A 23,303-nucleotide genomic window follows, 5' to 3' on the forward strand; every position below is an offset into this window, starting at 1 on the left:
GCTTCAACAGCAGGGGCGACAACACCGACAGGTCAACACGGGCGCCAGTCTATGTGCTGGGCGGCATCACGTCGAGAAGAAGCAGATCACCAGGTCGCGACGTACTCCGATCGACGGACGAGCGCAGCCTGCTCGACGAGCGGCAGCGAACGGTCGACGGCCTGCACGACGCGGCGCGCCACCTCGGGCGACGTCAGCTGGTAGTCCGCGAAGTCGCTGTTCGACGCGTAGACGCCGATCGGCAGGGTGAGCGCCTGGAAGAAGCCGAACAGCGGCCGCAGCTGATGCTCGATGATGAGCGCGTGCCGCTCGCCGCCTCCGGTGGCCGCCAGGAGCACCGGCGTCCCGACGAGGTCGTACTGGCCGACGAAGTCGAACAGGTGCTTGAACAGCCCCGTGAAGGAGGCCCGGTACACGGGGCTCGCCACGACGAGCAGGTCGGCGGACTCGATCGCCCGCAATGCGGTCTCGACTTCGGGGGCGACGTCCTCGCGCTTCAGCGCGCCGGCGAAGCCCGCGCCCAGCGCGGCGACCTCGACGAGTTCCGTCTCCGCCGGGATGCGCTGCGCGACCGACGCGAGGATCGTCCGCACGAGAGCGGTGGTGCGGCTCGGCTCATGGAGCGAGCCCGACACCCCCACCACGCGCAGGGGGCGGTCGGCGATGGTCGGGATGGCGGGTGCTTCCCGCAGCACCTCGGTCATACCGGCACCACGTCCAGCGACGGCGCAGGGCCGACGGCGGCCAGCCGGCCGCGCGAGCGCGACCACTGGCTCCACGAGCCCGGGTAGACCACGACGTCGATGCCGGCGAGCGCCCCGGCGAGCGCGGTGTGCGTCGCCGCGATGCCCGAGCCGCAGTACGCGGCGACCGAGACGCCGTCGACGACGCCCGCGGCCGCGAACTCGGCGCGGATCTCGTCGGGCGAACGGAACTTGCCCGCGGTCAGGTGCACCGTCGTCGGAAGGTTCACCGCGCCCGGGATGTGCCCGCCGACCGGATCGAGCGGCTCGGCGTCGCCGCGGTACCGCTCGGGCGCGCGCACGTCGAGGAGCAGGCCGTGGTCGGGCCATTCCTCCACGCCGTCGATGTCGGCGACGCCCTCGGTGATCTCGTCGAGCACGACGTCCCCGGGCGGTCGAGGCAGCACGTCGCCCGTCTCGAGCGGAAGCCGCTCGGCGAGCCAGCCGCGCAGGCCGCCGTCGAGCACGCGCACGTCGGCGAGCCCGGATCGCGTCAGCACCCACCATGCGCGTGCCGCGGCGACCGAGTGCACGTCGTCGTACGCGACGACGGTGTCGCCGGCCCGGATGCCCCACCGCCGAGCAGCGGCCTCGAGCTGCGCGCGCGGCGGCAGCGGGTGGCGTCCCTCGCGCGGATCGCCGCGGCGCGCCAGTTCGTGGTCGAGGTCGACGTAGACCGCACCGGGCAGGTGCCCGTCGAGGTACGCCGGCCGGCCCTCGGGCTGGTCGAGCCGCCAGCGCACGTCGAGGATCCGCGGCGGGGTTCCGTTGCGGATGAGATCAGCGAGCTCTGTCGGCGAGATGATCGGGGAAGGCATGAGGTCATGCTCACCCGGCCGCAGACCGCGCGGGATGTTGTGACGACACACGCCGCGACACGACGACACGGGGCGTCACACGCAGTCATGTGTCGGGGCCGCTCGCGCAGGCGGCGCGGTGTGTCTCGCGTCGAATCCGGGTCGGCTCGCGCGTGCGGCCGTACGATTCCGCCAGAACCGATGGAGGAACGGATGCCGCACCCTCGCGCGACACGTGATTCCCGGGCCCCGCGGCGCGCGGCCCGGCTTCTCGCTGGACTCGCCATCGCGGCGGGGCTCACGCTCCTCGCCGGGTGCGGCAACGGCGGGATCCCCATTCCGACCGCGCTGCCGACGGGGCTTCCCACCACGCTGCCCACGCGGACGACCTCCCCGGAGCCGACGGTCGAGCCGACACCGGAGCCCACAAGGGTGCTGCCGACGCGCTCCCCCGCACCGACACCGGAGCCCACAGCCGAGCCCACAGCCGAGCCGACCCCGGAGCCGACCGTGGTGCCGGAGCCCACGGCCGAGCCCACCACGCCCGTGCCGGTGCCCACCGTGGTGCCCGAGCCGACGGCGACACCGACTCCCGAGCCGACCGTGACCCCGACGCCGACACCCACCCCGACGGCGACACCGACCCCGTCCGCGACACCCTCACCCACGGCCGAGGAGGGGGACAACGCCGCCGCGCCCATCAACTGGGTGCCCTGGGTCGTCCTGGTGGTGCTGCTCGTCGCCGCGGCCGTGATCTACCTCATCGTGCGGCGACCGCGGCCGAAGCCGCCGACCGAGACGTAGGCCGGGCTCAGCCGCGGAGGGCGAGGGCGAAGGGGAGCACCTCGGTCGCGCCCGCGCGGCGCAGCTCGCGCGCGGCGACCGTGAGGGTCCAGCCGCTGTCGACGCGGTCGTCGACGAGGAGCACGGGGCCCGCGGGGATGTCGAGACCCGCGGCGGAGAACCGGCCCCAGACTCCGGCGACACGGAAGGCGCTGTTGCCGCCGGGCTGCCCGGTCGGCCCACCGTCGACGAGGTCGAGCGTCCCGGCGAACGGCAGCCGGCCGATCTCGGCGATGCCGCGGGCGAGCGAGTCGACGAGCTGCGGCTTCGTGCGCGACGGCATCGCGACGACCGCGACCGGGCGGTTCTCCCAGCCCCATTCCGCGAGGACGCGCACGCACGCTGCGAGCACGTTCTGCGGCACGGGCGCGTCGGCCGCTCCTGCCGCGAAGAGGTCGCGCAGCGCGCCGCCCCAGCCCAGGTCGGTGAGACGCGCGAGCGCGCGCCCTTCCGTGGACTGCTCGTCCGCGGCGATACGGCCCTTCACCGGCACGCCGAGCCTGTCGGCGCCGGTCGGCCACTGCCGCCTCGGCTCGATCGGCACCCCGACGCGGTCGAGGGCGGCGGCCGCGGCATCCGTCGCTCCCGACGCGATCGCCGTCGGGAACCACGCGCCGGCGCAGTTGTCGCAGCGCCCGCAGGGCGCCGCCGAGTCGTCGTCGAGCGAGCGCTGCAGGAACTCCATGCGGCAGCCGGAGGTCTCTTCGTACTCGATCATGTGCTGCTGCTCGGCGACGCGCTCGGCCGCGATGCGGCGGTAGCGTTCCTCGTCGTACGTCCAGGGTTCGCCGGTCGCGATCCAGCCGCCGCGCACGCGGCCGACCGCGCCATCGACGTCGAGCACCTTCAGCAGCAGTTCGAGCGGTGTGCGCCGGATGTCGACGACGGCCTCGAGCGCGGGCGTCGACAGGGGTCCGCCCGCTGCGCCGAGCGCCGCGAGCACGCGCTCGGCGCGCTCGCGGTCGGGCATCGAGGCGGTGGCGAAGTAGTGCCAGATCTCGCGGTCCTCGACGCCCGGCAGCAGCAGCACGTCCGCGGAGTCGGTGGCGCGACCGGCGCGGCCGACCTGCTGGTAGTACGACACCGGCGACGACGGCGCACCGAGGTGCACGACGAAGCCGAGGTCGGGCTTGTCGAATCCCATGCCGAGCGCGCTCGTCGCCACGAGCGCCTTGACCCGGTTGTCTTTCAGGAGCGCCTCGGACTCTTCACGCTCGTCGGTGTCGGTCTGCCCGGTGTACGCGCGGACGTCGTACCCCCGCTCGCGCAGCAGCCGTGCTGTGTCGTTCGCCGCAGCCACCGTCAGGGTGTAGATGATGCCGGATCCCGGCAGGTCGCCGAGGTGGCTGATCAGCCAGGCGAGCCGGCTCGGCGAGTTGGGCAGGCGCAGTACGCCGAGCCGCAGCGATGCCCGCGCGAGCGGACCGCGAATCGTGAGCACGCCCTGCGCCGAGGCATCCGATTCCGCCATACCGGCGTCGAGCTGCTCCGCGACGTCGGCGACCACGCGACTGTTGGCGGTTGCGGTGGTCGCGAGCACCGGCACGCCCGCGGGCATGCGCGCGATGAGGTCGCGCAGGCGCCGGTAGTCGGGGCGGAAGTCGTGGCCCCAGTCGCTGATGCAGTGCGCCTCGTCGACGACCAGCAGGCCGATGCGGGCGACGAGCTGCGGCAGCTGCTCGTCGCGGAACGAAGGATTGTTGAGGCGTTCGGGCGACACGAGCAGCACGTCGACCTCGTCGCGGTCGAGCTGTGCGAGCACGTCGCCCCACTCGTGCGCATTCGTCGAGTCGATCTTCACGGCCCGCACCCCGGCGCGCGCGGCCGCGGCGATCTGATCCCGCATCAGGGCCAGCAGGGGCGACACGAGCACGGTCGGTCCCGCCCCGCGCCGACGCAGGAGCAGCGTCGACACGAAGTACACGGCCGACTTGCCCCACCCGGTCCGCTGCACCACCAGCGCACGGCGGCGTTCGTCGACGAGCGCCTCGATCGCCTCGAACTGCCCCTCGTGGAAGTCGGCGTCGTTGCGTCCGACGAGGGTGCGCAGCACCTCGAGGGCTTCGGTGCGGGTCGTCGTGGTCGCTGTCACCCTCCCAGCCTGCCCCATGGTCCTGACACCCGGTCCGCCGTCCCGACCTGGCCTCCCGGCCCCGTGCTACCGTGGCGGCGACGAGGGAGGTGCGCGTGCTCGAGACGATCGCCGCGGTGCTGCGCCTCGTCGTCGAGGTTCTCGCGGCCGGCCTGCGCCCCGCCCTGGAGCTGCTCGGCGCCGCAGCCCGCGCCGCGTTCGAGGTGGCACCGACCCCGCACCCCGAAACCGGCGCCCTCGTGATCGCGGTCGCCGTCGTCGCGACGCTGGCCCTCCTTGCCGTCGCGATCGCCGTCTTCCTCGTCCCGGCGCGCACGATCGCCGCCGCGGCCCATCCACGCCGCGCGATCGCCGACGCGACAAGGCTCAGCGCATCCCACCCCGACGCTCCCGGGCACTCCCGTCCGCGCGCCCCGGGTTCCGCGGCCCTGGCCGCGTAGCCCCGACGCCCGTTCCCCTCGAGGACCGCTCGCCGGTGCCTTCGTGGCCGCACGCCACGAGACAGCACCCGACGAACGGACACCTCCATGGACCTCTACGCCTTCCCGCCTGTCGCCGCGATCCTCGACGCGGCATACTCCCTGCTCATGGGCCTCGCGGCCCTGCTCGAACCTCTCGCCGGATCCGCGGCGGCCGCAGCATCCGTCATCGTCCTGACGCTGCTGGTGCGCGCGGCGCTCATCCCCGCGGGGATCGCGCAGGCGAGGGCCGAGCAGACCCGCAGCCGCCTCGCGCCGAAGCTGCGAGACCTCCAGCGACGTCACCGGAAGGACCCCGAGCGCCTCCGGCGGGAGACGATGAAGCTCTACTCCGACGAGAAGGCGTCGCCCTTCGCGGGGTGTCTCCCGATGCTCGCTCAGGCTCCGATCGTGGCGATCGTCTATGCCCTCTTCCTCCACACCGCGATCGCCGGACACGCCAACGCGCTGCTCGCGCACGAACTCTTCGCCGTCCCCCTCGGCACGAGCCTGGTGAGCGCGATCGCCGCGGGCACGGCCTCGGCCGCCACCCTCGGGGTGTTCGCGGGAGTGCTCGCGGTCATCGTCCTGGTCGCCGAGATCACGCGGCGAGCGTTCCGTCCGCCGATCGACGCGACACCGGATGCTGCGCCCCTGGCCGGTGCCGGCATGGCGAGGCTCGCCGGAGCGCTGCAGTTCACGACCGCGGTGTTCGCCCTCTTCGTGCCGCTCGCCGCCGCGCTCTATCTCGCCACGACGGTCGCGTGGACGCTGGCGCAGCGGATCGTCCTGCGCGGGGTCTATCCCCTCGCGACGGCGTGAGCGGGCGGCGCCTGTTCGCCCGCGGCCTGCGTGCGGCGCAGAGCGCGCCCCAGCGCGAGGAACAGCAGCACCATGCCCACGGTGAGGAGGATATGACCGGTGCCGGCGATGCCGGCGATCGCCTTCGACGCCTCCAGCCCGAGGACGGTGAGCGAGCCGTGCCAGACGAGCATGGCCGCGGTCAGGATGACGCCCGCGTTGTAGACCCAGAAGAACCAGGCGAACAGTCTCGAGCGCGACAGCGCGAACGCCTTCTCGAGCAGCAGCACGATCAGCAGGATCACGAAGCCGAGTGTGAGCAGGTGGGTGTGGGCGAGTCCGAGCTGTGTGAACTGCCCCTCGGGAAAGTCGTTGAGCTTGGTGAACTCACGGTAGAACAGGCCGGAGGCGACCCCGGCGAGCATGTAGCCGAAGGCCGCGTAGTAAAGCTTTCGCATTGGCATTCCTCTCGAATCTCTTTCCAGCCTCGGCGAGCGTCGCCGCGGCCGGATCCATCGAAAGGTTGAGATCGGCCGGGTCAGTCCGATCCGCGGCGCGCGGCGCGGCGCAGCAGGACGGCGCCGGCGAAGCCCAGCACGAGGAACACGGCGGCCACGACGAGCGCCCATTGCGTGGCATCCGCGAACCCGCTCGCGAGCGCCGCGACCGCATCGCTCGTCTGGGATCCGAGCGCACTGTCCTCGCCCTGCAGGCGCAGCTGAGCGATGGTCGTCCCCGCGGACTGGCGCGTGGAGTCCGCGAGGGTGTCGGCCGTCGATCCGGTGATGCCGGCCGACGACAGGGCGGCCGGAAGAGTCAGTGCCAGGGCGACCGACAGCACTGCGCCGGCGAACGCCGTGCCCAGCGCCGATCCCACCTGCCGGACGGTGCTCTGCGTAGCCGATCCCTGACCCGACTCCGCGACCGGCACGTCCCGCAGCACGGTGCCGGTGAGCTGGGCGGAGGCCAGTCCCAGACCGAGTCCGTAGACCATCAGCGGCAGCGCGATGAGCCAACCCGGCGTCGTCGCGGTGAGCACCAGCGCGACGACCACGACTCCGGCGACCTCGAGCCCGAGACCCAGCAGCACGGTCCCGGGCGCACCGAAACGGGCCGCGACGTGCCGCGCCGCCGCGCCGGAGGCGAAAGCTCCGACGGCCATCGCCGCCAGCACCAGGCCCGCGCCCATCGCGTTCATGCCCAGCACGTTGACGAGGTACAGCGGCAGCACGAAGATGATCGCGAACTCGCCGACGGCGACAGCGCCCGCTGTGATGTTGCCCCACGTGAAAGTCGGCAGCCGGAAGAGGCGCAGATCGAGCAGCGCCGACCGCCCGTTGCGCGCGCGGTGCCGCTCCCACACGACGAAGAGCGTGAGGGATGCCGCGGCGACGGCGAGCGTGATCGGGATGATGGAGATCGGGGCATCGGGCGGCCACGTCCAGCCGAAGATCTGGAACGCGGCCTTCGGCGCCCACCACCCCAGATCCGGGCCTTCGATCACCGAGAACACGAGGGCTCCGAAGCCGATGGCGGACAGCAGTGCTCCGTCGACGTCGATCCCGGGCCGCGCGGTCGCTCCCCTGGTCTCGGGCACGACCACGATCGCCGCCACGAACACGGCGACGCCGATCGGAACGTTGACGAGGAAGATCCACTGCCACGACGCGTACTCCGTCAGTGCGCCGCCCGCGAGCGGGCCGATCGCCGCCGCCCCCGAGATCACGGCGCCCCAGACCCCGAACGCGGCCGCCCGGTACCGGCCGCGGAACACCGCGTTGACGGTCGACAGCGTCGAGGGCATGATGAGCGCCGCTCCGACCGCCTGGATCGCGCGCGCTCCGATGAGGGGACCGGATGCCTCGGCCGAAGCCGCCATGACGCTTCCGGCGACGAACACGACGAGGCCGGCGAGGAACAGGCGTTTGCGGCCCCACCGATCGGCCAGCCGCCCCGTGGACAGCAGAAGCGCGGCGAGGATCGCCGCGTAGAGGCTGCTCACCCACTGCGCGTCGGTGAGGTCCATCTGCAGGTCCGCGACGATGTCGGGAAGCGCGACGCCGACGATGGTGCCGTCCAGCACGATCAGTCCGAGACCGATCGAGAGCACGGCCAGGGCGATCCACTCCCGCCGGGTCGGGGCGAGCGTCGTGTCGGTCGAGGTCACAGAAGGCCTCTCTCTCGCGCGACGGCGACAGCGCGCGAGCGGCTGTCGACACCGAGCTTGGCGAAGATGTGGACGAGGTGGGTCTTCACGGTCGCCTCGGTGACGAAGAGGGCTTTCGCGATCTGCGGGTTCGACGCACCCGTGTCGAGCAGTCGCAGAACCTCCTGCTCCCGGTCGGTCAGCCGCACGCGCGGGGCACGCAGCACCTGCACCACGCGCTCGCTCAGCTCGGGACTGAGCGCCAGCCGGCCGGCCGCCGCCTCGCGCACAGCCCGCGCGATCGCGTCGGGCGGGGCATCCTTCAGGACGTAGCCGGAGGCCCCGGCTTCGATCGCACCGAGGATCTCGGCATCCCGATCGAACGTCGTCAGGATGATGACAGCGGGTGCCGGGGTGAGGGCGCGCAGCTGGGCGGTCGCCGCCACCCCGTCCATGCCGTCGCCCATCCGCAGATCGCACAACACCACATCGGGCGCGAGGTGCCGGGCCAGGGTGACCGCTTCCTCGCCGGTCGCGGCCTCGCCGACGACGTCGATGTCGGGATAGCCCGCGAACAGCGCCCGCACGCCCGCTCGCACGATCGGGTGATCGTCGGCGATCAGCACGCGAAGGCCGGTCACCGTGCCGCCCCCGCCACGATCGGGACGGACGCCGACAGTGCGGCACCCGCACCGGGCGTGCTCTCGACGTCGAGTCCGCCCCCGAGCTCGCGCAGACGTTCGCGCATCGCCCGCAGCCCGTACCCGCCGCCCGGTCCGGCGGGAAGACGTTCCCAGCCCGCGGCATCGAACCCGACGCCGTCGTCGACGATGTCCAGCCTCACGCTGTCGCCGCCGTCGACGAGGCTGACGACCACGCGATCCGCCTTCGCGTGGACGCGGGTATTGGCCAGCGCGGACTGCGCGGTGCGCAGCAGCGCGACTTCGACGACGACGGGAAGGGCGGGGACCGTGTCGTCGACGCGCAGCTCGGTGCGGGTCCCCGTCTCCTCGGTGAGCCGTTCCAGCATCCGGCGCAGCGCGTCGGCGAGGGCGGAGCCCTCGAGTTCGGCCGGCATGAGGGCGTCGACGATGCGCCGGGTATCGGCCAGTCCCTCGCGGGCGAGATCGCCGATCTGCGTGAAGGTCCGCGCCGACGGCTCCGGCGCGGTCGGAGCTGCACCGGCCGCCAGCATCCCGATCGACGTGAGGCTCTGGGCGATGGTGTCATGGATGTCGCGGGAGAGGCGCGTGCGCTCCGCGACGGCGCCCGCATCCCGCTGGGCGCGGGCGAGCTCGTCCTGCAGCTGCGCCATCTCGTCGTGCGCGCTCACGAGCGACGAGATGAGCCGGCTCCGCTCGCGGCCGTCGCGAACGAGCTCGAGGTAGCCGCGCGAGATGCCGAGGGCGAAGACGCCGCCCACGAGAGGGCCGATGACATTCGCATAGGTCGTGGCTCCGCTGTGCATGAGGGGTGCGGCGATGACGACGGCCAGGACGCCGATGCTGAAGGGGATCGCCCAGCGCATCCGGAGCACGAAGCCGGCGAGCAGCCACAGCGGGAACGCCAGCCACACGAACTCGGGCGAGATCGCGACGGCGCCGATCCAGATGAGGGCGAGGCCCACGAGCCAGCCGGCGGCGACGCCGCGATCGCGTGTGCGCTCGCTCAACAGCAGTCCGCCGAAGTACCACCCCGCGAACACGACCGAGACGGCGACGACCCAGGGAACCGGTGTGCCGTCTCCCGCCGCGCGAACGGCTCCGATGATCAGCAGTGCGGCGGTGATGACGGATTGGCCGACTCGGATCGACCCGACCAGCGCGCGCCAGGATCGCGTGGGTCGCAGCGCCGGGTCGCCATCGGCGTCAGCCGACGGGCTCGCGGAGAGCTGAGACATCCGGCGCCACCCCTTCCTCTGGGTCGCGATCCTCTCGATCGCCCGTGGCCGCCTGCCGGCGGATCCGGCCGGGCCACCACATCCGGTCGCCGATGAGCGAGAACAGCGCGGGCACGACGAGGGTCCGCACGACCAGGGTATCGACCAGCACGCCGACCCCCACGATGAGCCCGAGCTGCCCCAGCGTGACCAGCGGGAGCAGGCCCAGCGCGGCGAAGACGCCGGCGAGCACCAGACCAGCACTGGTGATCACTCCACCTGTCGCCGCGATGGCGTTCACCATCCCGGGGCGGGTTCCGGCGGCGCCCGCTTCGACGCGCGCGCGATGCACGAGGAAGATCGTGTAGTCGACGCCGAGCGCCACGAGGAAGAGGAAGGCCAGCAGCGGAACCTGCAGGTCCAGCGCCGTCCATCCGAAGAGCGTGCGGCCGAGCCACGCCCCCGCACCGATCGCGGCGACCGCGCTCAGCGTGTTGACCGCCAGCAGCACCAGGGGTGCCACGAGTGCGCGCAGCAGCGCCATCAGCACGATCAGGGTCGTCGCGAGGACCAGCGGCGCGATGAGCAGGAAGTCGCGCACGCTCGCCTCGCGGACATCGAGCGCGGCCCCCGCGGGCCCGCCCACGAGAGCGGACGCGGATGCCTCGTGCGCGGCGTCGCGCACGTCGCGGACCAGCTGCAGGCTCTCCGGCGATCCGGGCTCCGCGTCGCCGACCACCAGGAGCTTGTGGAGGGAGGAGTCCGAGCTCTCCTCCACCGCCGTGACCCGTTCGACCCCCGCGACGCCCGCGATCGCGTCGGCGACGGCATCCGCGTCGTCCGCATCGACGATCACGATCATCGGCTCCGCTTCGCCCGGCGTGAAGTGCTCGACCAGGACGTCGAGACCGACCGCGGACTCGGAGGGCACCCGGAACCGCTCCGACTGCGTGAGCCCCAGCTGCACGCCGACGATTCCCGTGGCGAGCACCCCGAGCAGCACGAGGCCCGCGCCGACCGGCAGAAGCGGGCGTGCCACGACGCGCGCGCCGACCCCCCGCCAGGCCCCCATGCGCCTCGGCTCCTGCCCCGGCCGAGGGATCAAGGGCCAGAAGATGCCTCGCCCGCACACGGCGAGCGCGGGCGGCAGCACCAGGAGCACCGCGGCGAGGGCGATCAGCAGTCCGACCGCAGAGGCGATGCCGAGCCCTCGCGTGCCCGGCACGACGGCCAGCAGCAGAGTGAGCAGCGACAGCACGACGGTGGCGTTGGATGCCGCGATCGCGGGCACGCTCGCACGCCACGCGCGCGCGAGCGCCGCACGATGGTCTTCGACCTGCGGGAGCTCCTCGCGGTACCTCGAGACGAGGAGGAGCGCATAGTTGGCTCCAGCGCCGAAGACGAGCACGCTCACGATGCCGGTGTCGAAGTGCAGCTCCAGAGCCGTCCCGAGCGCGGCGGTGGCCTTGGTCGCGAGCTGATCGGCGAGCGCGACGACGATGAGCGGCACGAGCCAGAGGACCGGCGATCGGTACGTCGCGATCAGCAGCACGGCCACGATCCCGATCGTGACCAGGAGGAGGGTGAAGTCCGCACCGTCGAAGGCGGCCGCGATGTCCGCCCCGAAGGCGGCGCCGCCCGTGACCTTCACGTCGACCCCGGAGATCGGATTCTCCGAGGTCACGGTGCGCACGTCATGGACCGCCTGCTCCGCGGCATCCGCGCCGCCCGTGACCGGGAGTGTCGCGGCGATGACCGCCGCCCGGCTGTCCTCGCTCAGCTGCGGGCCGGTCGCCGTTCCGCCCGTCGCGCGCTCGATCTCAGGTATGAGCGATGCGAGCGCGTCGAACTGTGCGGTCGTCAGCGCGCCGCCGTCCGCTCGACTGGCCACCACCAGGAGCGACTGATCCGCGGCCCCTGGGAACTCATCGGCGAGCGCTGCGACCTGCCCGGCCTCGGACTGCGGGATGACCGCATCGCCGCCCGCGTCGAGATCCGCGCGTCCGAGCACTCCGAGGAGTGCGGCGAAGGCGACGATCCCCAGTGCGAGCGAGATCCAGGCGCCACGCCGAGTGGTCAGCCGATGAGCGAGCGAGTCGATGAAGCCATGCACCCCATCAGTCCATTCCCGCGTGTCCCGCGACGCATCGAGCGGACTGCCGACTCGAGGATCAACCGATCGATGGATGCCGCGTCAGTCGTCGCGCGCGTGCAGCACGCCGCTCGCGGCGCCCAGCGCGGCGCCCGCGAGCGTGTCGATCACGCGCTCGGTCGCGACCGCCACAGTGTCGACGGCGCCCGTCGCCGCGCCCGTGAGCAGGAGGACCAGCGGCGTGATGAAGACGAGGGCCAGGGCATAGTTGCGCACCACGAACAGCTCGATCGTGAACTGCAGCACGCCCAGGAGCAGCGCGAGCCACAGCGCCGGGATCGGCAGCTGCGCCAGCAGCAGGTAGACGCCGGCGCCGAGGATCGTGCCGATCATGCGGTGCAGCCCGCGACTGAAGGCGGCCCGCCGGTCGGCGGCGACACCGACGACCGCGATGGCGGCGCCCACGATCCAGTAGGCGCGATCGGGGTCGACCAACAGTCCCACCGCGATCCCGACCACCGTCACGAGGGCGACGCGGATCACGAGCATCCGCTCGCCCGGCGGCCATGCCGGGCCGGGAAGCACCTCGCGCAGCGGCCGCGCGGCGACGCGGCGGCGGCTGGCCAGCACGAGCGGAGCCAGCGACACCACGGAGGAGAACAGGATGCCGCAGGCCACCGCGGCGACGTAGGTGGCGGCATCCGCTCCCGACGCCACGATGTGCGCCGACAGCCCGTAGACGAGCACGACGAACAGCGGGCCGGGCGGACCGACGGCGAAGCCGAACATCGCGACGGCCGCGGCGAGCGCGACGATCGCGAGCCCGATCAGCGTCCAGATCGGCGACGGTCCCGCGAGGGCGCCGAGCACGGCGGCCAAGACCAGGCCGCCCGCGACGAAGGGCACCACACGGGCCCGCTCGCGGACCGGGAGGTGCGTGCCGTACAGCGCGACGAATGCGCCGGTCGCCGCCTGGAAACCGAGATCGGCACGCCCGAGCAGCGTCATCACCGCGATCGGCACAGCCATGGCGATCGCCGCGCGCAGGCCGATCGCCCAGCGTGGCGCCGGCGCCGGCGCGAGGCGGAACAGACTCGACACCGCGTGGCCCAGGTCGGCCGCGAACCGCCGGCCGGCGCTGTGCTGCGGCATCCGTCCTCCCGTCTCAGACCGTCGGGCGCTCGGCCGGGGCCGGCTCCGAGAGCAGCTGGTCGAGGAGCGCGAGGGCGGCGTCCTGCGGAGCGTCGGGGTCGAGCAGCCACTGGGTCTGCAGACCGTCGGATGCCGCGATCACGAGTGCGGCGGTTGCCAGCGGGTCGACGTCGGCCCGGATGCGACCCGCCCGCTGGTTGTGGCGCACCCGCTCGGCGATCTCGGTGCGCACGCGGACGAAGCGCTCCGTGGCGAACTCGCGCGCGGCGGGGTGCCCCTCCTCGAGAGCCGATGCGACGAGCGACGAGTACAGCTGCACGAGCCCCTGGACCTCGTGGTTTGCGTCGCTCCAGCGGCGAAGGAGCTCGGTGGGCGTCACATCGGCAGGAACGGGCTCCCAGTCCTCGCCGCGGGACTCCGACTGGCGGTACACCGCGATCAGCAGCTCCTCGAGGGACCCGAAGTAGTGCTTGAGCGCGGCGTGCGTGACGCCGACCTCCTCGGCGATCGCGCGCAGGCTGGTGCGATCGGAACCGCGCTTGGCGAACACCTCGATGGCACGGTCGAGGATCTCCTGGCGACGGGCGACGCCCTTCGCGTACGACCCTCGCGGGGTCGGCTGTTGCTCCGCTTCGGCCATGCGCACCATGCTATCGAAGAAAAACCTCCACATGGAGGTTTTCGTGGTACCGTTTCCCGATGACCACGTCTTCCTCCGGAGCCGTCGGCGTCGGCATCATCGGCGCCGGCAACATCAGCGACCAGTACCTGACGCACCTGTCGAGCTTCCCCGACGTGCGCGTGATCGCGATCGGCGACCTCCTCGAGGACCGCGCGAAGGCGCAGGCCGAGAGGTACGGCGTGCCCCACGCGGGCGGCATCGACCTCGTGCTGAACGACCCCGATGTCGACATCGTCGTGAACCTCACCATCCCGGCGGTGCACGTCGAAGTCTCGCTGGCGATCATCGCGGCCGGCAAGCACGTCTGGACTGAGAAGCCGATCGGCATCGACCGCGAGGAGTCGCAGCGGCTTCTCACGGCGGCGGATGCTGCGGGCCTGCGCGTCGGCGTCGCGCCCGACACCGTGCTCGGCCCGGGTGTGCAGACGGCCAAGCGCGCGATCGCGCGCGGCGACATCGGCCGCCCGCTGTTCGCGACGACCTCGTTCCAGTGGCAGGGTCCCGAGCTCTTCCACCCGAACCCCGCGTTCCTGTACGCCAAGGGCGGCGGACCGCTCCTCGACATGGGTCCGTACTACGTGTCGGCGCTCGTGCACGTGTTCGGCCCCGTCGCGTCGGTGGCGGCCCTCGGCCTGAAAGGCTCTCCGACCCGCAAGGTGCAGGTCGGCGAGCTCGCCGGTCAGGAGTTCCCGGTCGAGATCCCGTCGACCCTGTCGGTGCTGATGGACTTCGAGCGGGGCGGCCAGGCACAGAGCCTGTACAGCACCGACTCGCCGCTCAAGCGCCATGGCATCGTCGAGATCAACGGGACCGAGGGCACGATCGTGATCCCCGACCCGAACTACTTCGGCGGGGACATCACGATCACGCGCCCGCTCACCGACGTATCGGTGAGGGAGCAGGAGATCATCCAGGTGCCCCAGGAGGGCGTGCTCACCGGCCGCGGTCTGGGCCTGCTCGACATGGCCCGCTCGATCCGCGACGGCCGCCCGCACATCGCCACCGGCGAGTTCGGGTACCACGTGCTCGACACCCTGCTGTCGATCGAGGAGGCTGCGGCGTCGCGCACATACGTCGACGTCGAGAGCACCCTCGGCGAGGTCGGCTCGCTCCCCGCGGACTTCGACCCCCTGGCCGCCACGCTCTGACGCACCCCGCTTCACACGAGACCCCCTGCCGCTCGGCGGGGGGTCTCGTGCATGGGGTGACGGATGCAGCGGCCCGCGGCATCCGCGATCCTCCGGGGTGTCAGCCGAACAGGTCGCGCAGGCCCGGCAGCTCGAAGTTCGAGATCTGCTCGCCGATGCCGGTCACCGCCTCGCCGGCGCCCGCGAGCTGGTCGGACGCTCCGGCGACGAGGTCGCCCGCGCCGCCGAGATCGACACCGCCCGCGATCGCGTCGAGGTCGACACCGCCGGCGATCGCATCGAAGTCCACGCCCAGCGTTGCCGCCTCGGCCAGCAGCGGGACCGCGACGGCGCTGACAACCGCGGCCCCGGCGACGGCGCCGAGCACTCCCCCGGCGCCCACGAGTGCGGCGCCGCGGGCCATGCCGCCGGCGGCGGACGCACCGCGCCCGCCGCGGCCGACCCGCGCGAGCAGGCCCGCCATCGCCCCGGGCCGCACCGCCTCGGTGCGCGCAGCGGCGCGCGCGAGGTCGGGGGCCTCGGCGGAGCGCGGCTGCTCGGCCGGATGCAGCTCGGCGCGCATCCCGGCCTGCACCTGCGCCCGCTGCTCGGGCGTGAGCCGGGCGAAGGCCTCCCGGTGGATGGCCTCGACCTGGTGCGGGTCGGACGTCTGCAGCAGGTACTCGTAGCGGGCGATCGCAGCCCGGTCGGCCTGGGTCGCGGGTGAATGCGGTGCCCCGGCGGCGGGCGCGGGTGACGCGGGAGGCGGGGTGAGCCCGATCGGCGCCGCAGGCGCGGAGGCGGCCGGCGGTGGCGACGAGGCGTTCGCGGGCGACGAGGCTGCGGGCCGCCGATCGCCGGTGACGGCTCCGGCGACCTCGCGCACCACCGAGCGCCAGTCCGTGCCGCCGCCGGGTTTGGCGTTCGACGAACCGGACGAGTCGAGGGCCTTCGTGGCGAGGCCGAAGAGACGGTTGAGCGAGCTCATGGGGTTTCCTTCCGGATGGGAGACGTGGCGTGACGAAGAACGCCAAGGTCTCCTCCGCCCCGAAGGGCCGGCAGCCCGGGATCCGACGCTGGATCCGTAGTGACGAGCGTGCCGCTGGCGGGAGTACTCCCCTTGTGCGATCCAGCCTAGGGTGAGGCCGCCGCGCTGACGGCCGCTCCGGGTCCGGACCCCAGCACTCTCAGCAGATTGATCGGTTGCGCTACAGGCGGCCGACAGTCTCGATGTCTTCGAGGAAGTCGGCGGCGACCTGGGCCGAGACCGTTGCCCGCGTGCCCGCGATCGCCGCGGTGTAGTCGGTCATGAACGGGCCCTCGGGCTCGGATGCGCCCGAGTCCACGGCGTTCTCGAGCGCGGACTGCGACGCCTTGCGCGCGGCGAACTCGATGTCGGCGGGCGAGAACCCGTCGGTCATCGCGACGAGCTCGGGCACGTCGATGCCGACCGCGGCCCCCGGCACGTACCGGCGCCAGATGGCGTCACGAGCCTGCTCGTCGGGAAGGCCGATCGGGATGACGTAGTCGAAGCGGCCGTGCCGGAGGAACGCGGCATCCAATGATCTGATGAAGTTCGTCGCGCAGATCAGGAGGCGTCCGGGCTGTTCACGGAAGGCGGGGATGATCTTGAGCAGCTCGTTCGTAACGCCCTGCGTGGGCGACGGCGGCTCGCCCTGGCGGTGCGAGGCGATCTCCTCGACCTCGTCGATGAAGACGACGGCGTGCTCGAGCTCGGCGATCGTCGCGAACGTCTCGCGCAGCGCGCCGGCGAGGCCACCCGGGTGCGACGCGAGCCGGGAGGGGAAGACCTCGACGAACGACCACTCCAGGCGGGAGGCGATCGCCTTGGCGAACGTCGTCTTGCCGGTGCCGGGCGGCCCGAACAGCACGATCGCGCGCGGGGGCACCACGCCGAAGCGCTCGGCGAGCTCGGACTGCGCGAGCGGCAGCACGACCCGTCGCTCGAGGAGCTCCTTCTCGGTGTTCATTCCGCCGACCGCGTCCCAGAGGCCGCGGGGCAGCACGCGTCCGCCGAGCTCCGCGAGGCGCTTGAGCTCCTCGCGCTGCACGGGGATGTGCCGCTCGAAGTAGTGGAGGTCCTGCTTGAGGGCGAACCCCTGGTGCAGGAATGCGCCCATCTTCGTCTCCGCTGCCGGCATGAGCGCGGAGAGCTTGGAGATGCCCTGCGGCGCCATGCGCGCCTCGAGCGCGGCAAGGAGCGACGAGCCGATGCCCATGCCGCGTACATGCGACGAGGTGGCGAGGAAGACGACCCAGCCCTGCGCGTGCGCGGCGCGGCCGATCGCGGCACCGACGATCTGCTCGCCGACGACGGCGACGACCGCGTGGTCCTTCGCGCACGACGCGAGCACCTCGGACAGGCTGTAGACCGGCTCGACGCCCTCTGCGGTGACCTGCTCCCAGAGTCGCAGGATGCCGTCGACGTCGTCGGCGTGATAGTCGCGGATGCGCCAGCCTGCCATGCCCGGACTCCCTTCGGTGCGAGGTGGGTCGCCTCAGGCTACCGACCCGGCGAAGGGTCACGGAGCCGGGTTACGGCGGTGTGGGAGCGGATGCCTCGAGCCGAGGCATCCGCTCCTCTCCCTGTCAGCGCAACGCGTTGTTGCCCTTGAAGGCGGGCTTGAACTGCCCGGCCGCCTTGCCCTTGGCGGTGCCGTTCACCGCAGACTGCGTGTCGCCGAAGACCAGCGTCGCGTGCGCGGCGGCGTCCGCGAGCTGTTCGAAGATCGCGTCGCTGATGTTCGCGGAGGTGTCGCACGCCTGGTGGTAGCAGGGGTCGAACGCGATGCCGGCGGCGCCCCCGAACTTCACCGCCTGATCCGGTGACTTGATGTCCTCGGCGCCCGAGAACAGGCCTCCCGCGGGGATGCCGGCCTCGATGAACGCGAAGTAGTCACTGCGCCCGTCGAACGCGGTCGGCTCGGTCGGCAGGTTCTTCGACGCGAAGTAGGAGTCGAAGACGCCCTCGATCACGTCGGACCCGTTGGGGCCGACCGTGCCGAAGCCGCTGCCGTCACCGTCGTAGACGAACCGGCCGCCGTTGGGCGAGCCGAGCATGTCGAAGTTCAGGTTGACGAGGTGCTGCTTGACCTGCGTCTTGCTGAGCTGCGACACGTAGTACGTCGAGCCGATGAGGCCGTCCTCCTCGCCGCCCCAGAATGCGAACCGGATGCGGTTCTCGGGCTGGATGCCGAGGTTCGACAGCTGCAGCGCCGTCTCGATCAGCGTCGCCGTGCCCGAGCCGTTGTCGTTGATGCCCGGTCCCTCGGGGACCGAGTCGAGGTGCGCGCCCACGACGACCGTGCGGTCGGCGCGACCGCCGGGGGTGTCCGCGATCAGGTTCGCGGTGTTGATCGTCGTGGCCGTGGTCACGACGTTGATGCGCATCACGAGGCCGGCCGTGCCGACGAGTTCCGCACCCACCTCGAACGAGCTGCTGACGACCGGCACAGGGGTCTGCGTCCAGGTCGCCGAGCTGAGGGTGCCGCCGAAGACGCCGAAGCGGTCGTCGTTCGGGTCGGTGTTGCCCTGGTTGAAGATGATGACGCCTGTGGCACCCGCCGCGACCGCGTTGGCCGCCTTCACGCTGAAGTCGCAGGAGCCGCGCTGGATGAGGGCGATCGACCCGATCGGGAACCCGGCGAAGTCCGCCGACTCGCAGCCGCTGGTCGACGCACGGTCGCCCGAGAGGTTGACATCCACCGCGCGCACCGGAGCGGTCACCGCACCCGTGCCGGTGAACTCCATGGGGTAGAAGGCGTCGATGAACGGGTAGGACTTCGTTCCGGGCGCCGTCTGGTCGAGCGTCGACCCGTCGTACTCGATGAAGGAGTACGAGAATGGCTGGCGGGTGACGGTGTACCCGGCGGTCTCCAGCGTGTCCTGCACGTAGTCGAGCGAGGCCGCGTAGCCGGGGGTGCCGGCGGCGCGCGTGCCGCCGTTGGCGTCCGCGATGCCCTGCAGTGCGGCCAGCTGTGCCTTCAGGCCGCCGATCGTCACCGCCTGGGTGAGAGCGGAGGTGTCGGGGGTGGGCGCGGCCAGCGCCGGGGCGCCGACGGCTGCGACGGTCAGGCCGCCGATGATGAGGGCGGACGCCGCCACGGTGGCGCGGCGTCGGTTTCGATGCATCACTGGTGCTCCTCGTATCCGAGTTGGGGGAGGAGGCGCCGAGTGTGGCGTCACGCGGGAACCTACCGCGCCGATCGCGCGGACGGAAGAGGCAGCGTCAGCGGGTCACGAGGCCGCCGCTCACGTCGTACGCGCGCAGCCGGCCGCACATGCCGAATCCCCGTTCACCTCCGAGCGACGGCGCCTGCGAGACCGCAGCCGAAGAGAGATGCCCCGCGTCGCCGCCGGCGAGCGCGCGGGTGACGTCGAGGCTGTGCGCGGCCTGTGCGGCGGGACCCCGCTCGACGATGCCGGTCCAGTCCGCGGCCCGTCCCCGCACCAGCCGAGCGGCGGCAGCATGGAACTCGCGCAGGGGGCCGAGGTCGCCGGCCCGCGCGGCGTCACGGAGGACGAGGAATCCCTCGACCGCGAGATCGCGCCGTCGCGCCGCCGCTTCGGAACGCGCCTCCAGCGGCTCAGCCGGGAGCGCCGCGGCTGCGGCGTACCGCGCGGCGTCGGCGACGACGTCGGCCGGGAAGGTCATGACGGCGTCGCCCGCCTCCGGCAGCCCCGCGTTGCCCATGACCACGAGCACCTCGAGCTCCCCGTGGTTCACCGCGCGGTGGATCGTGCCGGGAGTGAACCACACCACCGAGCCCTTGCGCAGTTCGGTCTGGCGCAGTCCGCCGGGATCGAGCGTGTGCATCTCGCCGTGCCCGCCGATCACCACGTAGCACTCCGTCGAGGCGAGATGCATGTGCGGGCTGCCGCCGCGGAGGCCGTCGGGAGCGAGGTCGTCGTAGACGTCGAGCAGGGTCACGGAGGTGGCACCGGGGAACGTGGGCGCGGTGTCGATCACGGGAAGCTCCTCTCCCTCTCGATTCAGACGAGGACCGGCTGGAGGATGCCTCGGAGCACGTCTGCGAGCGGCTCCGCAGCATCCGCTCTCCCATCGGCGATGCCGACGGCGTACCGGAACCGTACCGTCTCGCCGGGAGCGACGACGACCTCTTCGCTGAAGAACGGCGCCGGGTTCAGCGCGGCGAACTCCTCGGAGCGCGCGAACCATTGCGGCGGGTGGTGGGGGTTGGCCGCGTCGTCGAGCATGAGCACGAGCGACGTGGCGTCGACGTCGTCGTGGCGGCCGACGAAGCCCATCCACTCGAAGCGCGCGCCCCGCACGTCGTCGCCCGCGCCCGAGGCTCCAGGCGCGACGAGCGTGCCGTCGGTGAACGAGCGGGGCCCGCGCCAGAACAGCCCGCCGTAGCCGGCGTTCTCGCGCCCCTTCGTCGTCGGGGAGCCGATGGCGATCGGTGCGCCCGACACGTTGGTCAGCTGCGTGTCGAAGGTGAGGGCCCACGCGTCGTCCGACACGATCTCGGCGGCCAGCGCGCGCTCCTCGGCGAACAGCACGTCTCCTGCCTCCGTGATCCATCGCAGCCCGTGCGCGACCGTGGCGCGCTCGCCCGCTTCGAGCTCGAGGGCTCCGTCGTGCTGCTGCACGCCGTTGTTCGGCAGCTGCACGTAGAACTGGCCGTGGACGTACGTGGGGCCGCCCCAGAAGTTCTCGTCGTTCACGACCGGCAGCGCCCAGGCGATGCCCTTGTGCCACACGTGGTCGTGCGGACGGAAGAGGCTGACGACGTCGCCGCGGCGCGTGCGGATGGGGTGCAGATAGGGCTTCGGCGACTCCAGCGGAACCGTCGTGGGCTGATACACGTAGGTGAAAAGGTCGACGTCGCCGTCGCGGACGGTGACTGAGGAGCCGATGTCGTGCGTGATGCGCAGCGCGCTCATGCGAGCACCTCCTTCACGGGAGCCCACGGCACGATCCCGCCGCTCATGGAGCGGACGAAGGGATCGTCGCCGTGCAGCTCACCCGCCTCCACGGCGGCCCCACGGAACGCGGAGGCGTAGGTGGCCGCGGCGAACTCGAGCGTGTGCCGCGCGTCGGCGAGGTCGACGCCGGGAGCCTCGCCTGCTTCGAAGGCGTCGAGGATCGCGCGGATCTGGTCGCGGTGGCCGCTGGTCGCCCCGCTGTCCAAGCCCTCGGCCCAGCGGGTCGCGAGATGCTCGTGGCCCGGCGCCGGGGTGAAGGTCCAGTCCTCGCTGGTGTATCCGTACAGGTGGCGCACCTCGACGGACGCGAACTCGAAGTCGAACCGCAGCCGCGATGTCTCGTGCGGCGAGACGAGCGAGTTGACGACGGTCGCGAGGGCGTCGTTCTCGAAACGCACCAGCGCCATCGAGACGTCCTCGGTGTCGGTCGGTCGCAGCTGCCGCGCCGCGAAGGCGCTCACCTGCGACCAGCGGCCGAAGATCGCGAACAGCAGATCGAACTGATGGATGCCGTGACCCATGGTCGGACCACCGCCCTCGACATCCCATCGCCCGCGCCACGGCACGTCGAAGTACTCGTCCGGGCGGTACCACAGGGTCTCGCAGGTGGCGACGAGGGGCCGGCCGAGCTCGCCCCCGGCGACGAGGGCGCCGAGGTGGCGGGCGGCGGCGCCGAACCGGTGCTGAAACACCGTGAGCACCGGCACGCCGGTCTCGGCCTGCACCGCCTCGAGCTCGTCGACCTCGCCGAGAGTGAGCGCGGTGGGCTTCTCGACGAGCGACGGAACGCCCGCGCGCATCGCCTGGATCGCGAGCGGCGTGTGCGTCTGCGGCGGCGTGCACACGTGCACGAGGTCGAGCTCCTCGCTCGCGAAGAGTTCCGCCGCGTCGGCGTAGACCCGGTCGATGCCGAAGCTCTCGGCGAAGGCGGCGGCACGCGCATGGTCGAGGTCGACCACACCGGAGATCTCGACGCGGGGCGAGAGTGCGGTCAGGGCGTCGGCGTGGGCGTGGGCGATGCCGCCGGTGCCGATGATGCCGACGCGGAAGGGTGGGCGGGGTGTGGACATGGCCTGTGGATCCTTCTCGGGGGTAGGCGGGGTGATGCGTGTCGGCGGGCGCGGCGCGGGACCATCTCGCACCGCGCCCGTCGACATGGGCGCTACTGATTGACGATGACGTCGATCTCGGCGAAGAGCTGATCGACCGCCTCGTCCACCGTGATCGTGCCGAACCCGAGCTCCTGGCCGAGGGCCTTGAACTTCGCTTCGACCGAGCCGTAGCCCACGATCGGAACCGGCGGCGGGTCACCGATGCGGTCGGCGATCGACTCCTCGTAGTCGATGATCTGCTGGGCGGTCTCGTCGAGTTCCACGCCGTCGAGCTGGGTCTGGGATGCCGGCATCCCACGGTTCGTCCCGAAGATGGCGCCGACCTCGGGGCTGTTCACCAGGAAGTCGGTGAACAGGGCGGCGGCCTCAGGGTGCTCCGTGCTCCCCGCAACGGAGATCAGCATGCCGGCCTTCTTGTACAGGTCCTTGGCGCCTTCCTCGGTGACCGGAGGCGCGACGAGGTTCAGGTCGGGATACGCGTCGCCGAGGTTCGCCTTATAGGGAGCGCCGAAGTTGTCCCACACGATCTCGGTGAGCGCCTGGGCGGAGTCGAAGGCGCCCTTGGGAGTGACCTCCTGGATCCGCTGCTGCGGGGTGACCACGGCGTCTTCCCGCAAATCGGCGCCACGGCTCCAGAAGTCGGCGAGGTCCTCCTTGGTGAAGCCGACCTCGCCCTCCTCAGTGAAGACCGACTTGCCCTCGGACCGGAGGACGAGCTCGAACGGCTGGATGAAGCTGGTCGGGTCCGCGCCGCCCCAGACCTCGAGGCCGGCGGTCTCGGCGGCATCCCGGGCCTCGTGCAACCACTCGTCGTACGCCTCCCAGTCGCCGCCCTCGAACGGCTCGACGCCGACTTCTTCGGTCAGAACCACGTTCTCGAACATCCCGATCGCGTTCGTCGAGACCGGCATGCCCGCGATCGTGTCGTTGATCGTGGCGATGTCGAGCACGCTCTCGTCGAAGCCGTCGGTGGCGATCATGTCGCCGACGTAGGGCGTGAGATCCAGGAGCAGGCCGTTGTCGGAGTACTGGCGCACGTAGGTCATGTCCATCTGGAACACGTCAGGGAGGTTCTTGCCGGCGGCCTCGGTCTGGCGCTTCTCCCAGTACTCGTCCCAGGAGAGAAACGTGGAGTTCACCGTGATGTTCGGGTAGTCCTCGTTGAACGCGGCGATGGCCTCGTTGTACATCTCGGCGCGAACGTCGTTCCCCCAGAACGCGAAGTCGAGGCTCACCTTCTCGTCCGGATCATAGGTGGCCGCCGGGGAGCCGGCGGGGCCGGAGCCGGCACAGCCGGCCAGTGCTGCGGCGAGGCCGACGATCGCCACGGCGCCGACGGCGCCTGTCTTTCTGCGTGTGAACATCTTTGTCCTTTCGGAACGCTGGTCGCGCGAGGGAGGCGTCGGGTG

General features: G+C 71.9%; 21 protein-coding genes. 4 read left to right on the forward strand and 17 right to left on the reverse strand.

The window, feature by feature from the left end; all coding sequences use genetic code 11:
- Nucleotides 1-86: 86 nt before the first annotated feature.
- Complete coding sequence (gene msuE, locus ACFC1K_RS11580) at nucleotides 87-704, reverse strand: FMN reductase (RefSeq protein WP_310288084.1); 618 nt, start codon at nucleotides 702-704, stop codon at nucleotides 87-89.
- The gene (locus ACFC1K_RS11585) at nucleotides 701-1,561 is read right to left on the reverse strand and encodes a sulfurtransferase (RefSeq protein ID WP_310288081.1); all 861 of its coding nucleotides are present in this window, start codon (nucleotides 1,559-1,561) and stop codon (nucleotides 701-703) included. Before ACFC1K_RS11585 ends, msuE begins: the two co-directional genes overlap by 4 nt.
- Before the next feature lie 192 nt (nucleotides 1,562-1,753).
- Between ACFC1K_RS11585 and ACFC1K_RS11590 the strand changes: the two genes are divergently transcribed.
- Nucleotides 1,754-2,344: a hypothetical protein gene (locus ACFC1K_RS11590; RefSeq protein ID WP_375871719.1), complete on the forward strand. Its 591-nt coding sequence runs from the start codon at nucleotides 1,754-1,756 to the stop codon at nucleotides 2,342-2,344.
- A gap of 7 nt (nucleotides 2,345-2,351) precedes the next feature.
- Here ACFC1K_RS11590 and ACFC1K_RS11595 read toward each other — a convergent pair whose 3' ends face one another.
- Nucleotides 2,352-4,493 carry a DEAD/DEAH box helicase gene (locus ACFC1K_RS11595; RefSeq protein ID WP_375871720.1) on the reverse strand — a complete coding sequence of 714 codons (2,142 nt, stop codon included), beginning with the start codon at nucleotides 4,491-4,493 and terminating at the stop codon, nucleotides 2,352-2,354.
- 53 nt (nucleotides 4,494-4,546) lie between these two features.
- Between ACFC1K_RS11595 and ACFC1K_RS11600 the strand changes: the two genes are divergently transcribed.
- Together ACFC1K_RS11600 and ACFC1K_RS11605 are read left to right on the forward strand one after the other, a co-directional pair.
- The gene (locus ACFC1K_RS11600) at nucleotides 4,547-4,915 is read left to right on the forward strand and encodes a DUF6412 domain-containing protein (RefSeq protein ID WP_375871721.1); all 369 of its coding nucleotides are present in this window, start codon (nucleotides 4,547-4,549) and stop codon (nucleotides 4,913-4,915) included.
- An 87-nt stretch (nucleotides 4,916-5,002) separates the two neighbouring features.
- A complete protein-coding gene (locus ACFC1K_RS11605) occupies nucleotides 5,003-5,755 on the forward strand; it encodes a YidC/Oxa1 family membrane protein insertase (protein WP_375871722.1) in 753 nt (250 codons plus the stop codon).
- On the opposite strand, the gene ACFC1K_RS11610 is transcribed toward ACFC1K_RS11605, so the two are convergent.
- The 7 genes from ACFC1K_RS11610 to ACFC1K_RS11640 all read right to left on the reverse strand — a co-directional run bounded on the left by ACFC1K_RS11610 (nucleotide 5,734) and on the right by ACFC1K_RS11640 (nucleotide 13,643).
- Nucleotides 5,734-6,192, reverse strand: a complete 459-nt coding sequence (locus tag ACFC1K_RS11610; RefSeq protein ID WP_375871723.1) for a DUF2871 domain-containing protein — start codon at nucleotides 6,190-6,192, stop codon at nucleotides 5,734-5,736. The two genes, ACFC1K_RS11605 and ACFC1K_RS11610, sit on opposite strands and share 22 nt — an antisense overlap.
- Nucleotides 6,193-6,272: 80 nt before the next feature.
- Nucleotides 6,273-7,901: a DHA2 family efflux MFS transporter permease subunit gene (locus ACFC1K_RS11615; protein WP_375871724.1), complete on the reverse strand. Its 1,629-nt coding sequence runs from the start codon at nucleotides 7,899-7,901 to the stop codon at nucleotides 6,273-6,275.
- Entirely contained in the window at nucleotides 7,898-8,521 is a 624-nt protein-coding gene (locus ACFC1K_RS11620) for a response regulator (RefSeq protein ID WP_375871725.1), read from the reverse strand. Before ACFC1K_RS11620 ends, ACFC1K_RS11615 begins: the two co-directional genes overlap by 4 nt.
- On the reverse strand, nucleotides 8,518-9,780 hold the full coding sequence (locus ACFC1K_RS11625; protein WP_310288060.1) for a sensor histidine kinase: 1,263 nt from the start codon (nucleotides 9,778-9,780) through the stop codon (nucleotides 8,518-8,520). Before ACFC1K_RS11625 ends, ACFC1K_RS11620 begins: the two co-directional genes overlap by 4 nt.
- A complete protein-coding gene (locus tag ACFC1K_RS11630) occupies nucleotides 9,749-11,872 on the reverse strand; it encodes an MMPL family transporter (protein WP_375871726.1) in 2,124 nt (707 codons plus the stop codon). The genes ACFC1K_RS11625 and ACFC1K_RS11630 overlap by 32 nt, the downstream gene beginning before the upstream one ends.
- A gap of 81 nt (nucleotides 11,873-11,953) precedes the next feature.
- Nucleotides 11,954-13,003 carry an FUSC family protein gene (locus ACFC1K_RS11635; protein WP_375871727.1) on the reverse strand — a complete coding sequence of 350 codons (1,050 nt, stop codon included), beginning with the start codon at nucleotides 13,001-13,003 and terminating at the stop codon, nucleotides 11,954-11,956.
- Between the two features lie 13 nt (nucleotides 13,004-13,016).
- The gene (locus ACFC1K_RS11640) at nucleotides 13,017-13,643 is read right to left on the reverse strand and encodes a TetR/AcrR family transcriptional regulator (protein WP_375871728.1); all 627 of its coding nucleotides are present in this window, start codon (nucleotides 13,641-13,643) and stop codon (nucleotides 13,017-13,019) included.
- A gap of 59 nt (nucleotides 13,644-13,702) precedes the next feature.
- Between ACFC1K_RS11640 and ACFC1K_RS11645 the strand changes: the two genes are divergently transcribed.
- The gene (locus tag ACFC1K_RS11645; protein ID WP_375871729.1) at nucleotides 13,703-14,833 is read left to right on the forward strand and encodes a Gfo/Idh/MocA family protein; all 1,131 of its coding nucleotides are present in this window, start codon (nucleotides 13,703-13,705) and stop codon (nucleotides 14,831-14,833) included.
- Between the two features lie 100 nt (nucleotides 14,834-14,933).
- Here the strand turns inward: ACFC1K_RS11645 and ACFC1K_RS11650 are convergent, their stop codons facing one another.
- The 7 genes from ACFC1K_RS11650 to ACFC1K_RS11680 form a co-directional block, all read right to left on the reverse strand.
- Complete coding sequence (locus tag ACFC1K_RS11650; protein WP_375871730.1) at nucleotides 14,934-15,800, reverse strand: cation-transporting ATPase; 867 nt, start codon at nucleotides 15,798-15,800, stop codon at nucleotides 14,934-14,936.
- A gap of 220 nt (nucleotides 15,801-16,020) precedes the next feature.
- The gene (locus tag ACFC1K_RS11655) at nucleotides 16,021-17,298 is read right to left on the reverse strand and encodes an ATP-binding protein (RefSeq protein WP_375871731.1); all 1,278 of its coding nucleotides are present in this window, start codon (nucleotides 17,296-17,298) and stop codon (nucleotides 16,021-16,023) included.
- Nucleotides 17,299-17,422: 124 nt separating this feature from the next.
- Nucleotides 17,423-18,964: a M20/M25/M40 family metallo-hydrolase gene (locus ACFC1K_RS11660; RefSeq protein WP_375871732.1), complete on the reverse strand. Its 1,542-nt coding sequence runs from the start codon at nucleotides 18,962-18,964 to the stop codon at nucleotides 17,423-17,425.
- 97 nt (nucleotides 18,965-19,061) lie between these two features.
- On the reverse strand, nucleotides 19,062-19,802 hold the full coding sequence (locus tag ACFC1K_RS11665; RefSeq protein ID WP_375871733.1) for a cupin domain-containing protein: 741 nt from the start codon (nucleotides 19,800-19,802) through the stop codon (nucleotides 19,062-19,064).
- Nucleotides 19,803-19,825: 23 nt separating this feature from the next.
- Nucleotides 19,826-20,740, reverse strand: a complete 915-nt coding sequence (locus ACFC1K_RS11670; protein ID WP_375871734.1) for a PmoA family protein — start codon at nucleotides 20,738-20,740, stop codon at nucleotides 19,826-19,828.
- Nucleotides 20,737-21,852 (reverse strand): Gfo/Idh/MocA family oxidoreductase, encoded by a 1,116-nt coding sequence (locus ACFC1K_RS11675; protein WP_310288034.1) that lies wholly within the window; start codon nucleotides 21,850-21,852, stop codon nucleotides 20,737-20,739. Before ACFC1K_RS11675 ends, ACFC1K_RS11670 begins: the two co-directional genes overlap by 4 nt.
- A gap of 92 nt (nucleotides 21,853-21,944) precedes the next feature.
- Entirely contained in the window at nucleotides 21,945-23,258 is a 1,314-nt protein-coding gene (locus ACFC1K_RS11680) for an ABC transporter substrate-binding protein (RefSeq protein WP_375871735.1), read from the reverse strand.
- Nucleotides 23,259-23,303 lie beyond the last annotated feature (45 nt).

This window comes from Microbacterium sp. NPDC056057, assembly GCF_042266945.1.
GTDB classification, from domain to species: Bacteria; Actinomycetota; Actinomycetes; order Actinomycetales; family Microbacteriaceae; genus Microbacterium; species Microbacterium trichothecenolyticum_C.